Consider the following 13,798-nt stretch of genomic DNA (forward strand, 5'->3'; position numbering starts at 1 on the left):
AACATTCGACGAGTCGGGTATAATGGCGCGCACTGGAGTCTGCAAAGAATGACGCTCTCTCATCTCGACGAACAAGGTCGCGCGCAAATGGTGGACGTGAGCGCGAAGACGGATACGGAACGCACCGCGATTGCCAAAGGTGAAATCACGATGCGCGCCGAAACGCTCGCGTTGATTCGCGCCGGCAAAATCGAAAAGGGCGAAGTATTTTCCGTCGCGCGCGTCGCGGGCATTCTCGCGGCGAAACGCACGCACGAACTCATCCCGATGTGCCATCCCTTGCTCCTCACCGATGTCGCGGTTGATTTCGAAATTCTCGCCGAAGGCAACGCGAACGAACGCGCGCGCGTCGGCATCATCGGCACGGCGAAGAACGTCGGCAAGACCGGCGTCGAGATGGAGGCGCTCGTCGCAGTGACGACCGCCGCGCTGACGATTTACGACATGGCAAAAGCCGTTGACCGCGCGATGCGAATCGAAGACGTGCGCTTGGTGTTAAAACGCGGGGGCAAGTCCGGCGAGATTCGATTAGAATGACCGAAGCAAAAAAAATTCGTCTCACATCCTACGCTATGTGCGCGGGCTGAGCGTCCAAACTCGGCGCGTCCGAACTGGCGCAAGTTGTGCGTCCACTCAGTACTATTTTCAAACCGGCAGATTTTCCGAATCTCCTCGTCGGGCTGGGTCAGCCGGACGATGCCGCCGTGTACCGCATCAACGACACGACCGCGATTATTCAAACGATGGATTTCTTTCCGCCGGTCGTGGACGATGCGTACGCGTTCGGTGCGATTGCCGCGGCGAACGCGATGAGCGACGTGTACGCGATGGGCGGCGAGGTCTTGCTCGCGCTCAACATCGCGGCGTGGCGCGAAGAATTGCCGCTTGAGTTGTTCAGCGAGATTTTGCGCGGCGCGGCGGACAAGGTCGCGGAAGCCGGCGCAGTGATCGCCGGCGGTCACACGATCACCGACGACGAACCAAAATTCGGTCTATCCGTCACCGGCACGGTGCATCCCAATCACATCACGCGTAAAGGCGGCGCGCGCGTCGGCGATATGCTCGTCCTGACCAAACCACTCGGCAGTGGTTTGATCACGACCGCCGGCAAAAACGGCGTCGCGTCCGACGCGCATTTACAAAACGCGATTGCGTGGATGACGCAGTTGAATCGCGGCGCGGCGCAAGCGATGCGCGACGCGGGCGCGGAGTGCGCGACCGACATCACTGGCTATGGCTTGCTTGGACACGCGTATGAAATCGCGGATGCATCGTCCGTCGCGCTGCGTTTTCACGCAGACACGTTGCCGGTGCTCGACGGCGCACTTGAGTACGCGCGGCAAAAACAAATTCCCGGCGGCGCGGGACGCAATCGTTTGTATCTCGACGACAAGGTGCATTTCGCGCGCGAATTCGCAGAGGATTTGACGGAAATTTTCTTCGACCCGCAAACGTCCGGCGGACTATTGATCGCGGTGTCGCCAACTCAACTCGACACGTTGATTCGCTCGCTCGACGCGCGGCGCGTCGCGCACTGGGTCGTCGGCGAAAGCATCGCGCACGAACCCAACGATAACCGAAGAATTGTGGTAGACTGATTTTCTAATGCGATGCACTGTCATTTCGAGCGAAGCGAGAAATCTCGGCTCGCGAGAAAGATTTCTCCTCGCTTCGCTCGTCGAAATGACAGGATTGCATGTAGTGTTTTTTTCGCTTTCTTTTTTCATCTCTCATCTCTTCACAAGGAGTCGTCCAATGTCGGACAACGCTCGGCGCGTAGTCGTAACTGGAATGGGGGTCGTGACCCCGCTCGGCAATTCGGTCGAAACGATGTGGTCGAATTTACTTGCCGGCAATTCGGTGATTCGCCGCATCCAAAATTTCGATCCGACCGGGTTTGCCGTGCAAATTGCGGCAGAGATTGTTGGTTTCAACATCGAAGAGTACGCAGAGTACATTGATCGCAAAGAAGCGCGGCGGATGGATCCCTTTCTCTTGTTTGCCGTCGCCGGGACCGCGCAAGCGATCAAGCAAGCCCGGCTGACAATTGACGAATCGAACACGCACGACATCGGCGTGTTGATTGGTTCGGGCATCGGGGGCATCGCCATCATCGAGCAAGGCGTCACGACGCTCGTCGAAAAAGGTCCGATGCGCGTCAGCCCATTCACCGGACCGTACATGATTCCGAACATGGCGGGCGGTCAGGTCGCGATTGCCTTTGGCGCGCGCGGTCCGAATTTCTCGGTCGCGTCCGCGTGCGCGACCGGCGGCAACGCGGTGGGCGAGGCATTCGAAATCATTCGCCGCGGCGATGCGGACGCGATGATCACCGGCGGCGTCGAATCGGAATTGACGCGCTTTGGCTTGGCGGCGTTTCATCGCACCGGCGCCATGTCCACGCGCAACGACGATCCCACTCGCGCTTCGCGTCCGTTCGACGCGCAACGCGATGGCTTTGTGTTCGGCTCCGGCGGCGGCGTGATGATCCTGGAAGAACTCGCGTTCGCCAAAAAGCGCGGCGCGAAAATTCTCGCCGAGATGGTCGGCTATGGGACGACCGACGACGCGTTCCATATCAGCGCGCCAGCGGCGGATGGCAGCGGCGCGGTGCGCGCGATCCGGCGCGCCTTGAAAAAAGCCGGCTTGGAACCGGACCAAGTGGATTACATCAACGCGCACGGCACTTCGACCCAGCTCAATGACGCGGCGGAAACTGCCGCGATCAAAACCGTGTTCGGCGAACGCGCGTACAAAATCCCGGTCAGTTCGTCGAAATCTATGCTGGGTCACTTGCTCGGCGCGGCGGGCGCGGTCGAAGCGATTGCGGTCGTCAAGACCATCGAGACCGGCTGGATTCATCCGACGATCAATTATGAATTCCCGGATCCGAAATGCGATCTCGACTATGTGCCCAACCAGGCGCGCCAAGCGAACGTGAACGTCGTGATGTCGAACTCGTTCGGCTTTGGCGGACACAACGCGGTTGTGCTTTTCAAGAAATACGAAGGATAAGTAGAAATGGAAACAGGTAAACAAGTAGACAAGACCTGTTTACCTGTTTACCTGTTTACCTGCGAAACATGAACCCGACTGACCTTGAATCAATCCTCAACATCGCGTTTCGCGACAAGTCGCTCCTGACGCGCGCCCTCACGCATCGGTCGTACCTCAACGAGAATCCGGACTTGCCGTACCTCGACAACGAGCGACTCGAATTTCTCGGCGATGCGATCTTGGATTTCGTCGCCGCCGAATTCTTGTACCAACGTTTTCCGGAAATGAGCGAAGGCGAGTTGACGTCGTTGCGCGCCGCGCTCGTCAAAGGCGATACGCTCGCGCGTTACGCGGTCGAAGCGAACCTGCCGCCGCATCTGTTGATGTCGCGCGGCGAAGACGCGGCGCATGGACGCGAGCGCGCGCCGCTGCTTGCCGGCGCATTCGAGGCGCTGATCGGCGCGTTGTACCTCGACCAGGGCTTGGACGCGGCGCGCGCGTTCGCGATGCGCTTTCTGCCCATCGAAGCCGAACGCACGCACGATCAACGGCTCGACCGCGACGCGAAAAGCATGTTGCAAGAGTTGAGTCAGGGCAAACTCCAAGTGACGCCCCTGTATCGTCTCGTCGAAACGCGCGGACCCGACCACGCGAAAGAGTTCACCATCGCGGTCATCATCAAGGAGCGCGAGTACGGACGCGGCGGCGGACGCAGCAAACAAATCGCGGAACAAGAAGCCGCGCGCGTCGCGCTCGAAACGTTGCAGGAAGAAATTTCGCGCACCGATCACGCGGCATTGATTGCGCTGAAGGGCGAAGTGGAATAGTTGGATCGTTCAATGGTGCGATAGTTCAATTGTGCGTTAGTCCGATGGTCGAGCTTGAGACCTAAAACTATCGCACTAACCCCACTATCGCACTATCGCACTAACAAACCATGAACCTTTTTGTAACTGGCGGCAGTGGTTATCTAGGCGCAAGCATCTTGCGACGCGCACCAAAAGAATGGCATCTCGCGGCGACGTACGTCTCGCACCCGATCGAGCAAGGCAACGTCGCCGCGTTTTATTTGGATGTGCGCGACGCGGATGCGGTGAATCGCGTCATCGCCGAAACGCATCCCGATGTGGTGATTCACACTGCCGCGCGGATGACCGGCGACGCGATGTTCGCGGTGAACACCGAAGGGGCACGCCACCTCGCGCGCGCGACGCATAAAATCGGCGCGCGCTTGATTCACCTGTCGTCCGATGTGATTTTCGACGGCGAGCAAGCGCCGTACAACGAATCCGCCGAACCGCAGCCACTCATTCCATACGCGATCTCCAAAGCGCAAGCCGAACAAATCGTGCGCGCCGAATTTCCGGACGCAATCATCGTCCGCACATCGTTGATCTACGGATTCGATCCCATGGATCCGCGCACACGTCAAGTGTTGAACGGCGACATGCCGCGCTTGTTCACCGACGAGTATCGTTGTCCGATTTTTGTGGACGACCTCGCGGACGCGCTCGTCGAACTCGCACAGAAAGAAACCCGGTTTCTGGGAAAACTAAACCTCGCCGGCGCGCAAAAGTTGAGTCGGTACGATTTCGGCATCGCGCTCGCGCGCGCGTATCGCGTCGAACCGAAATTCGCGCCGGCGCTCTCCGCGTCGCATCCCATACCGCGCCCGCGCGATTGCGCGCTCGATATTTCGCTCGCGCAACGAATCTTGAATATCCGCTTGCGCGGTGTAGATGAGGTCCTCACCCAAACAAACAAATGAACAATCCGTTTCTCCGTTTCTCCGTTTTTAATTCGTTTCCCTGTTTTTGATTCGTTGCCTCTCTTGTTGTATACTGCTCCAAATTCCAACATCCAATTTCCAACTTGCAATTTCTAATCTCAAAACACATGTTTCTAAAACACCTTGACCTGCACGGTTTCAAAACCTTTGCCAATCGCACCGATTTCGAATTCGACCTGGGCGTGACCGCGATTGTCGGTCCGAACGGTTCGGGCAAATCGAACGTTGCCGACGCGGTCCGCTGGGTAATGGGCGAACAATCGTTCAGCGAACTGCGCGTCAAGAAAACCGAAGATTTGATTTTCACTGGCAGCGCTTCGCGCGCGCGCCTCGGCATGGCAGAGGTCTCGCTCACATTCGAGAATCCGGATCCGTGGAAAGAAGAACTCGCCGCGACGGGCGAAAACAAACCGGGACGTCTCGATGCCGTGCTCGAATTGATGCGGTCGAATCCATCCGAAGTGACGATTGCTCGACGCGCGTTTCGCGATGGGCAGAACGAATATTTTCTGAACGGCACGCGCGTGCGCCTGCGCGATATCCTCGAATTGCTTTCGCGCTGGGGACTCGCGCGCAACACGTACGCGGTTATCGGGCAAGGTCTCGTTGACCAGGCACTGTCGTTGCGTCCCGAAGAACGCCGCGCGTTGTTCGAAGAAGCCGCCGGCATCGGACTGTATCAGAGCAAGCGCAACAACGCGCTCGACAAACTCGCCGAGACGCAACAGAACCTCGTGCGCGTCAACGACATCGTCAACGAAATCGCGCCGCGGCTGCCGTCGCTTGCGCGGCAAGCCGAACGCGCGCGTAACTACGACGGCGTCGTGCAATCGCTCGACGACCGACTACGCACGTGGTACGCGTTCCAGTGGTCGCGCGCCCAAGGCGTCATTCAAGAGATGGCAACGCGCGAAAAGAACGCCCGCGACATTTTGCACGCGCGCCGCGGCGAAGTACAAGCGAACACTGCGCGCCTCGCGCAACTGCGGCGTCAGAGCCAGGAATTGCGCGCGCAACTCGCCGAAGGTCGCCGCCAACGCGCCGCGCTCGAAAACGCGCACGGCACGCGCCAACGGGAACTCGCCGTGCTCGATGAACGCTTGCGCTTGCTGACCCAGCAACGCGATGAAGCCACGAGCGAACTTGCCGCGCTGAACGAATCGCGTCAGACCCAGGTTGCTAAAATCGAGTACGCGTCTGCCGCGCGGCATACGAAAGAACAGGAACGCAACGCGCTCGCTGAACAATTGGCGAATGGCGAAAAGGAATTGCGCGAGTTGGAACACCGCGCCGCGCACGCGGAAACATTGCTTGAAGAGAACGAGCCGCAGATTCGCGAACTGGCGCGCAAACTCGCGACGCTGCGCGATAACCTGGGTGTGTTCGAGGAAGGTTTACGCACCGCCGCGTCGTTGAGCGCGCAAGCGGACATGCTCACCTCGTTCGAAATCAAACGCGCCCAAGCCGCCAGCGCGGTCGAAGCGGCGCGCGCGCGCCTGGCGGAATGGCGCGCCGCGCTCGCGATTGCCGAACGCGATGTCGCGGGGGCGCGCGCGGCGGAAAATTCGGCGCGCGAATCGGTGCGCCAACTCGACGCGCAAATCCACAGCAAAAAGCAACGCGCGGATACGCGCACACGCGAAGTGGATTCGCTCACGCTGCAACGCGATCAAGCCCACGCGCGCGTGGAGGACTCGACGCGCCAACTCGCCGAGATTGATGCGCGCGTCGCGCCGGCAGACACCGGGCTTGCCCAAACGGAAAAAGCGCAGGCGGAACTCGAAGAGCAGGAAACGCTGTTGCGGGCGCGGCTCGCCGAATTTGAGGAGGCGCACAATCGCGCGGTGCTCGAAATGGAACGCGCGCGCGTGGACGTGGCGCGGCTCGAAACCGAAATCGAGGACGACCTGGCTTCGGGGCGCATCGTCACCGAAATCAAGGTCGGCGACGAGAACGGCGACGCGCCGCGCGAAAGCGTCATCGCGCTCAACACCGATTTGCCGCAACAACTTGCGTTACGCCTCGGCGATGAAACTGTCACGTTGCCCGTTGTCACTCATGTGCCCGAAGGTCTCGAAAAAGAAATTCGCAAGTTGCGGAATCAAATCAAGTACATGGGCACAGTGAATCCGAACGCGCCGCAAGAGTACGACGAATTAAAAGCGCGGCACGCCTTTCTCACCGAGCAAGCCGCGGACGCGGCGCACGCGATTGAAAGTTTGAACAAGGCGATTGCGGAACTGGATGAAATCATGCGCCGCAAATTTGAAGAGACGTTCAAAGCGGTCAACGTCGAGTTCACCAAATTCTTCACGCTCTTGTTCAACGGCGGCGCCGCGCGTCTGGAACTGACTGACCCGGAAAATATCGCGCAGACCGGCATTGACGTGATTGCGAAACCGCCGGGCAAACGCGCCGCGCACCTTGCGATGCTCTCCGGTGGCGAACGCGCACTGACGGCGACGGCGTTGTTGTTCGCGATTCTCAAAGTGTCGCCGACGCCGTTCTGCGTGCTCGACGAAGTGGATGCCGCGCTCGACGAAGCGAACGTGGGACGGTTCCGCGACGCACTCCGCACGCTCGCCTCCGAGACCCAGTTCATCGTCGTCACGCACAACCGGACGACGATGGAGAGCGCGGACGCGGTGTACGGCATCACGATGAGCGACGACGGTGTGTCGCAAGCGATTTCGTTAAGGTTGGATACGGAGAAAGCGGAAGCGGGGAAGTAGCCAGTAAGCGGAAAGCAGAAAGTTGTATGCCAAGGTCGGATGGCATTAACAGAGAGAATCTTCGAAAGCAAAAGGAGCATCAAATGCCTGGCCCACAATTTGCTAAATATTTTCCCCACGTGATCGAAGCATTGAAAGAACTGGGTAATTCAGGTACTCCCTCCGAAGTGCGCGAAATTATCGCACGAAAACAAAAACTGTCGGATGAACAGCTTGAGGAACAAACGCAAAGCGGGACACCACGTTTTGAGAACAAGGTCAACTGGGCAAAGTTTTACCTCTCGAAAGGTGGTTATATTGATTCATCCAAACGCGGCGTTTGGACTTTAACCGAAAAGGGAATTGCCGCTGAAATAAAAGAAAATGAAATTCAAAAACTCTTCAGAGAAATCCACAAACAATTCGAAGGCGAGCCGGATAAATCAGATGAAGACCTTGACCAACAATCCGCTCCATCAGATTCGGTGCCAACCCAACCCATTGATTATCGCTCTGAGTTAATTGAAATCATTCGGACTCTACCTCCGGCAGGATTTGAACGACTCTGCCAAAGACTATTGCGCGAAGCCGGATTCCAGCAAGTCGAAGTCACTGGTCGCTCAGGAGATGGCGGCATTGACGGCAAGGGCATTCTGCAAATCAATCCTCTCCTGAGTATCCAAACTGTTTTCCAAAGTAAGCGTTACGCGGCAAATAACCTAGTTACTGTTTCCCAAATTCGCGATCTCCGCGGCGCGATGGCAGGTAGAACAGACAAGGGAATTTTTATTACGACCAGTGGATTCACCGCGGATGCACGCAAAGAAGCATTACGCGAAGGAGTCCCACCAATCGAGCTGGTAGACGCAGAAAAACTCGTTGCGATGTTTGAGAAATTGGAACTCGGTCTTGTACCCAAGCAGATATTCGAGGTGGATAGACGATTTTTTGAGGAATTTGCTTAGAGTGGAGTAGCTACAATAACACAATTCAAATCAAAAATCACACGCGAATAATGGTAACCTAATCTACCCTTCCACGTAGATATCATTGCAACCCAGCGGAAGAGGAGAATTAGAAATGCGAACCTTTACACTTGCAATCATCGCCGTCTTGACGATGGCACTTGCGGCTTGCAGCACCGTCGGCGATTACCTCGCGCGACCGCAAGTCGTCGGGTCGGGCAAATTGCTGACCAAGAATTTCCAGTTCAACGATTTCACCGAGGTACAAGTCGGCAACGCGTTTCAGGTTGAAATTACACGCGCCGACACCTTTAGCGTTTCGGTCACGACCGACGACAACCTGTTCGATCATCTGCGCGTCGAAAAGCAAGGCAACGCTCTACGCATCTTTTTCGCGCCCGATATCACCGTTCGCCAAATGTCGCGTGAATCGCAAGCAAAAATTACTCTGCCCGCGCTCGAACGATTGAACCTGAGCGGTGCGACAACTGGCGCGATCAGCGGATTCAAATCGGCGCAGAGTTTCGATGCGAACATCAGCGGCGCGAGCAAATTGTCCGGCGACATCGAAGTCGGCAATGCGCGCATCGAGGCATCTGGCGCAAGTAGCGTCACGTTGAGCGGGTCGGCAAAAAATACGACGTTGATTGCATCCGGCGCAAGTCAATTGAATCTTGCCAATTTCGCGATTGAAAGTGCGAGCGTTGAATTGAGCGGCGGCTCGAATGGAACGATTAACGCGCAAAGCAAATTGGATTATTATGCGAGCGGCGCGTCGCACCTGACGTACTCGGGCAAACCGAGCATCGGCAAAAGCCAAACGACCGGCGCATCATCCGCGACGCGGAAATAACACGCGGGAGACTGTCTCATTTGTTCGGTCGCGCTTTACACATCATCGGATTTGCTCTAAAATAAAAACAAACAGGAATCTGTATGCCCACCGCTCTGCTACTTGGACCGTACCGTTTCTTTTTTTACGCCAACGACCGTCGCGAACCGCCCCATATTCACGTCGAACGCGAACGCAAGAAAGCCAAGTTCTGGCTTGATCCAGTGCGACTCCAAGACAGTGGCGGTTTTAGCCGGACTGAAATCAATCGCATCGAAGAATTGGTAGCGGAAAATCGCGATCTGTTTTTGAGGAAATGGGATGAATGCTTTAACGATTGAACTACGCGCATGCCGCGCGCTTCAAGTCAATATTACAGACGACTCTTTAATCGTTGACCTTGACGATGGACGCACAATTTCGGTTCCACTCGCATGGTATCCGCGTCTCTCGCACGGGACTAGTTCCGAACGAAAAAACTGGCGCTTGATTGGCAACGGTGAAGGCATCCATTGGCCCGATCTGGACGAAGATATTAGCGTTGAAGGACTGGTCGCCGGATTTCCTTCAGCGGAAAGTCAACGTTCCCTCAAGCGCTGGCTTGACGAACGCGCCGCACGTAAAACAAATCCCACTCAACTGGAGCAGGAATGACTCTCAAAATTCAAGGCGTCTTTCCACCCATCCCCACCCCGTTCGATGTGGACGGAAACATTCTGCACGACAAATTGAAATCGAACATCACGCTGTGGAGCAAGACCGGCTTGCACGGTTTTGTCGTCCTGGGTTCGAACGGCGAGTTTCCGTTTCTGAGTGAAGCGGAGAAAATCGCGGTGTTTGAAACCGCGCGCGCGGCGATTCCGCGCGAGCAACTCTTTCTCGCCGGCGCAGGCGCGGAATCTTCGCGCACCGCGCTGATGCTGGCGAAACGCGCGGCAGAATGCGGCGCGGATGCCGCGCTCATCGTCACGCCGAATTACTACAAGGCGCAGATGAATTCGGCGACGCTCATCAACCACTATCGCGTCATCGCCGACGCGGCGCCGGTTCCGATCGTCGTGTACAACATGCCGGCGGCGACCGGGATTGACATTGACGCGAACACGGTGATCGAACTCGCCAAGCATCCGAACATCGTCGGCATCAAGGATTCCGGCGGCAACGTAACGAAATTCGGCGAAATGATTCGCGCAGTGCGCCCCGATTTCGCGGTGATTGCCGGGTCGGGCAGTTACTTTTATCCGTCGCTCGTCATCGGCGCGAAGGCGACCGTCGCCGCGCTCGCCAACGTCGCGCCGCGCGAGACGGTTGCGCTGTACGACGCGTTCCGCGCCGGTCGTCACGACGAGGCGCGCGAAATGCAACTGCGTTTGATTCCGCTGAACGCGGCGGTGACCACGCGCTGGAATATTCCCGGATTGAAAGCGGCAATCGAAGAATTGAACGCGGGGTATTACGGCGGACCGCCGCGCCTGCCTCTGCGTCCGCTCGACGACGAGAACCGGCGTTTGTTGCGGCAGGTAATGAAAGACGCGGGGGTGATTTGAATTTTATGGGACGCGGATGAACACGGACGAGCGCGGACGGGAAAAAATAGAATCCGCGTTCATCCGCGTCCCAATTCACACCCACGCGCGGATGTGGGCGACCGCGCGGGCAACTCCATCCTCTTGTTCAATCGCGTGCGCGATCTCTCGCGCGCGCGATTTCATTTCCGCATCGCGCGTCACGCGCGTTAACGCGTCCGCGAGCGCGTCCGCGGTAAGCGCGTCGTACGCGATTGAGCGCGCGCCGACACCCAGGTCGGCGATGCGCTGTGCCCAGAAAAATTGATCCACCGCGAGGGGAATCACGATCGCGGGCAAACCCGCGCGCAATCCTGCCGCCGTCGTCCCCGCCCCGCCATGATGCGCGAGCGCGGACATGCGCGGAAACAACCACGCGTGCGGCGCATCGCCAAGCAGGAAAATCGTCTTGGGTAACTCGTCGCCGAGGAATTCGCGCGGGAATGCGACGACCGCGCGCACCTTGGCTTGCTCAACTGCGCGCAACATCGCCGCGACCGTTGCGCGCATGCGGCGCACGGTCAAACTGCCAAAGCCGAGATACACCGGCGGATCGCCCGCAGCGAGAAAACGCGCGAGGTCGCGCGGCGGCGACCACTCGCGCGCGCGCGGGAGAAACCAATAACCGGTGACAACCTGGGACGCCGACCAATCGGGAGGACGCGGCACGACGTGATCGCTGAACGCGTACAAGGTTGGTGCATCGTCGCGCGCGAACGGCGCGGACCACGCCGCGGGTTTCAATTGCAACGTATCGCGTCGCCAGCGATTCACGACGCCGCGCCACGATTGCCAAATCGTCTGATGCACGAGCGCGTACGTCGCGCGATTGTACGCCGCGCCGAGCGAGAAGGTGAACGGCAAAAGCGGGCAAGGGAACGCGCGCGTGCGCGTGAACGGTTGCAGATAACCGCGCACGCACGGCACGCGCAACGCCTCGGCGATGTGAACACCCCACAGCGTCGCCAAGCCGATGACGAGCGCGTCGCTGCCCTGGCACGCGCGCCAACCGCTGACGAGCAACCGCTCGAAAAGTGGTTGGGCATCACGCCAGAACTGCATCGTCGCGCGCAGACTGCGCGCGAGATTGCCGTCGAGCCGCAACGCCGATTCGCCGCCGGGTCGCGCGAACAAGTCGCTGGGATTGTCGTCGAGGCGCGCGAACGTCAAACCGGTTGGCGCGACGAGCGGCGCGAAATTCGCGTGGGTCGCGATGCGAATATCGAACCCCGCCTCGCGCAAGCCGAGACCGAGCGCGAGGTACGGTTGGACATCGCCGCGTGTACCGCTCGCAAGGAGCGTAATCGTGCGCGTCATTTCAATCTCGCGCGAGGAAAGATTTACCGCAGAGGGCGCAAAGAACGCAGAGAATTCTTTTTTTCCTCTGCGCTCTCCGCGTGCTCTGCGGTAAAATTAAAGCGGGTGGATCGCATTATGATTTTTCAAACACGAGGAAACGGTACTCGATCAAGTTCTGCTTCAAGCATTGTTGCAACGCCAGACTGCCCAGCATACTCGGCACAATCGCGTGCCAGGCGGGGACACGTTCGCCCATCGCGCGGAGCGCGGCGGCGAACCAATTCGGCAACGCGCGCAATTTGAGATACGGCGTCAGGTCGTCGTTGCGGACACAATTCAAATCGTGCTCGCTTGCCAGCGCCTGGGCGGCGACATACGTTCGCAAATTCGGCACATGCCAACCTTTTTGGTACGCCGCGAGCCAGCGTTGTGCGGCTGACCCTGCCTCACGCGCAAGCGGCGAAAGAAAATCATCGCACAAGATCAACTTGCCGCCGGAGGCGAGCACGCGCGCGGCTTGCGCGAGAAACATCTCCGGTAAAGTCGCATGGCAAAACGCTTCAATCGAATACGCGATGCCTAATCCATCCGCGAGCGGGGGCGCGAGAAAATCGCCTTCGACAAACCAACACGCGCGAGTCAAGTCCAATCGTCGCGCGTGTAGTTGTGCCAGTTCGGCTTGCACGCGACTAATCGTCACGCCAACCGCGCGCACGGGAATCGCGAGGCGCGGCAAGAGGTAGAACAAACTACCGCCGATGCCGCAACCCAGGTCGGCGATGCGCACGCGCGCGAATTCGTGTTGTTCGATCCACGCGTTGATTTCGCGCAGGACGAGTTCGTTCGTAAAGTCCAGTGCGCGTGTCAACGAGTCCACGCCGTCACCCCACACCGCGCGATGAATCGTTTGCGTCTCGGCGCGCGCGAACCGCAAAAAGAGCGGCGTGTTCTGTTCATAATAGCGCCGAATCGCGTCGCGGTCGCGCGCGGCAAGGTCATGCGCCGGAGGCGAGGGTGGGGATTTCATTTGCCCACATTATAGCAGACGCGCCGCGTTTTGAAAACCATCGCGCATCATCCTCGTGGTTTTCGAAAAGGTGATCTGTCATTGCGAGGCGCGGTTTTCGCGCCGAAGCAATCCCCAAGTGGCTCGGCGATTGCTTCGCACAAACCGCTCGCAATGACAGTATAGAGTTTTGGATAATCACCAGCGCAACATCGCGTTGACATGGCGCGACGATGCCACTATAATCGCGGCGATGAAAAGTCAACACGAATTCGAAGCCGTGGTCGCGCAAACTCTGGATGATCTGCCGCGCGATCTGGCGCGCCACATCGCGAACGTCGCCATCGTCGTCGAAGAAATCCCGGACGACGATACGCTCGACGCGGCAGATGTGGATGACCCGCTGACCTTGCTCGGTTTCTATCACGGCATTCCGCTCACCGAACGCACGCACGATTACGGCTTGGTCCCGCCGGACAAGATCAGCATCTATCGTCAACCGATTCTCGCGAGTTGCCTGGATGATAACGCGGTGCGCGCGTGCATTCGCCGCACCGTGCTCCACGAACTCGCGCACTATTTTGGCATTGACGACGACCGTCTGGAAGAACTGGGAGCGTACTGATACGAATTG

Annotated in this window: 14 protein-coding genes; 12 read left to right on the plus strand and 2 right to left on the minus strand. The window is 58.2% G+C overall.

Annotated features, from left to right (window positions below):
- Positions 1–48: 48 nt before the first annotated feature.
- From moaC to HY868_13615, 11 genes are all read left to right on the plus strand, one after another.
- Positions 49–537, plus strand: coding sequence for a cyclic pyranopterin monophosphate synthase MoaC (gene moaC, locus HY868_13565; protein ID MBI5303155.1), 489 nt, complete (start codon positions 49–51; stop codon positions 535–537).
- A gap of 86 nt (positions 538–623) precedes the next feature.
- On the plus strand, positions 624–1,598 hold the full coding sequence (gene selD, locus HY868_13570; GenBank protein ID MBI5303156.1) for a selenide, water dikinase SelD: 975 nt from the start codon (positions 624–626) through the stop codon (positions 1,596–1,598).
- 157 nt (positions 1,599–1,755) lie between these two features.
- Positions 1,756–3,015, plus strand: coding sequence for a beta-ketoacyl-ACP synthase II (gene fabF / locus HY868_13575; protein MBI5303157.1), 1,260 nt, complete (start codon positions 1,756–1,758; stop codon positions 3,013–3,015).
- 68 nt (positions 3,016–3,083) lie between these two features.
- Positions 3,084–3,824: a ribonuclease III gene (gene rnc / locus HY868_13580; protein MBI5303158.1), complete on the plus strand. Its 741-nt coding sequence runs from the start codon at positions 3,084–3,086 to the stop codon at positions 3,822–3,824.
- 110 nt (positions 3,825–3,934) lie between these two features.
- Positions 3,935–4,765 (plus strand): NAD(P)-dependent oxidoreductase, encoded by an 831-nt coding sequence (locus tag HY868_13585; GenBank protein MBI5303159.1) that lies wholly within the window; start codon positions 3,935–3,937, stop codon positions 4,763–4,765.
- A 128-nt stretch (positions 4,766–4,893) separates the two neighbouring features.
- Positions 4,894–7,518: an AAA family ATPase gene (locus HY868_13590; protein ID MBI5303160.1), complete on the plus strand. Its 2,625-nt coding sequence runs from the start codon at positions 4,894–4,896 to the stop codon at positions 7,516–7,518.
- 83 nt (positions 7,519–7,601) lie between these two features.
- Positions 7,602–8,462 (plus strand): restriction endonuclease, encoded by an 861-nt coding sequence (locus tag HY868_13595; GenBank protein MBI5303161.1) that lies wholly within the window; start codon positions 7,602–7,604, stop codon positions 8,460–8,462.
- A gap of 115 nt (positions 8,463–8,577) precedes the next feature.
- Positions 8,578–9,315 (plus strand): DUF2807 domain-containing protein, encoded by a 738-nt coding sequence (locus HY868_13600; protein MBI5303162.1) that lies wholly within the window; start codon positions 8,578–8,580, stop codon positions 9,313–9,315.
- 83 nt (positions 9,316–9,398) lie between these two features.
- Positions 9,399–9,635 (plus strand): DUF4160 domain-containing protein, encoded by a 237-nt coding sequence (locus HY868_13605; protein MBI5303163.1) that lies wholly within the window; start codon positions 9,399–9,401, stop codon positions 9,633–9,635.
- Positions 9,616–9,948 (plus strand): DUF2442 domain-containing protein, encoded by a 333-nt coding sequence (locus tag HY868_13610; GenBank protein ID MBI5303164.1) that lies wholly within the window; start codon positions 9,616–9,618, stop codon positions 9,946–9,948. The genes HY868_13605 and HY868_13610 overlap by 20 nt, the downstream gene beginning before the upstream one ends.
- Complete coding sequence (locus HY868_13615) at positions 9,945–10,841, plus strand: dihydrodipicolinate synthase family protein (protein ID MBI5303165.1); 897 nt, start codon at positions 9,945–9,947, stop codon at positions 10,839–10,841. Before HY868_13610 ends, HY868_13615 begins: the two co-directional genes overlap by 4 nt.
- A 75-nt stretch (positions 10,842–10,916) precedes the next feature.
- Here the strand turns inward: HY868_13615 and HY868_13620 are convergent, their stop codons facing one another.
- Positions 10,917–12,176 carry a glycosyltransferase family 1 protein gene (locus HY868_13620; GenBank protein ID MBI5303166.1) on the minus strand — a complete coding sequence of 420 codons (1,260 nt, stop codon included), beginning with the start codon at positions 12,174–12,176 and terminating at the stop codon, positions 10,917–10,919.
- 115 nt (positions 12,177–12,291) lie between these two features.
- Positions 12,292–13,185, minus strand: coding sequence for a methyltransferase domain-containing protein (locus HY868_13625; GenBank protein MBI5303167.1), 894 nt, complete (start codon positions 13,183–13,185; stop codon positions 12,292–12,294).
- Between the two features lie 232 nt (positions 13,186–13,417).
- On the opposite strand from HY868_13625, the gene HY868_13630 reads away from it, so the two are divergent.
- The gene (locus tag HY868_13630) at positions 13,418–13,789 is read left to right on the plus strand and encodes a metallopeptidase family protein (protein MBI5303168.1); all 372 of its coding nucleotides are present in this window, start codon (positions 13,418–13,420) and stop codon (positions 13,787–13,789) included.
- Positions 13,790–13,798 lie beyond the last annotated feature (9 nt).

This window comes from Chloroflexota bacterium, from assembly GCA_016219275.1.
Taxonomy (GTDB): domain Bacteria; phylum Chloroflexota; class Anaerolineae; order UBA4142; family UBA4142; genus JACRBM01.

Excerpts from the sequence above, each read along its gene's own strand:
- moaC (MBI5303155.1), top strand. The coding sequence starts at position 49 with ATGACGCTCTCTCATCTCGACGAACAAGGTCGCGCGCAAATGGTGGAC.
- fabF (MBI5303157.1), top strand. The coding sequence starts at position 1,756 with ATGTCGGACAACGCTCGGCGCGTAGTCGTAACTGGAATGGGGGTCGTG.
- rnc (MBI5303158.1), top strand. The coding sequence starts at position 3,084 with ATGAACCCGACTGACCTTGAATCAATCCTCAACATCGCGTTTCGCGAC.
- HY868_13585 (MBI5303159.1), top strand. The coding sequence starts at position 3,935 with ATGAACCTTTTTGTAACTGGCGGCAGTGGTTATCTAGGCGCAAGCATC.
- HY868_13590 (MBI5303160.1), top strand. The coding sequence starts at position 4,894 with ATGTTTCTAAAACACCTTGACCTGCACGGTTTCAAAACCTTTGCCAAT.
- HY868_13595 (MBI5303161.1), top strand. The coding sequence starts at position 7,602 with ATGCCTGGCCCACAATTTGCTAAATATTTTCCCCACGTGATCGAAGCA.
- HY868_13600 (MBI5303162.1), top strand. The coding sequence starts at position 8,578 with ATGCGAACCTTTACACTTGCAATCATCGCCGTCTTGACGATGGCACTT.
- HY868_13605 (MBI5303163.1), top strand. The coding sequence starts at position 9,399 with ATGCCCACCGCTCTGCTACTTGGACCGTACCGTTTCTTTTTTTACGCC.
- HY868_13610 (MBI5303164.1), top strand. The coding sequence starts at position 9,616 with ATGAATGCTTTAACGATTGAACTACGCGCATGCCGCGCGCTTCAAGTC.
- HY868_13615 (MBI5303165.1), top strand. The coding sequence starts at position 9,945 with ATGACTCTCAAAATTCAAGGCGTCTTTCCACCCATCCCCACCCCGTTC.
- HY868_13620 (MBI5303166.1), bottom strand. The coding sequence starts at position 12,176 with ATGACGCGCACGATTACGCTCCTTGCGAGCGGTACACGCGGCGATGTC.
- HY868_13625 (MBI5303167.1), bottom strand. The coding sequence starts at position 13,185 with ATGAAATCCCCACCCTCGCCTCCGGCGCATGACCTTGCCGCGCGCGAC.
- HY868_13630 (MBI5303168.1), top strand. The coding sequence starts at position 13,418 with ATGAAAAGTCAACACGAATTCGAAGCCGTGGTCGCGCAAACTCTGGAT.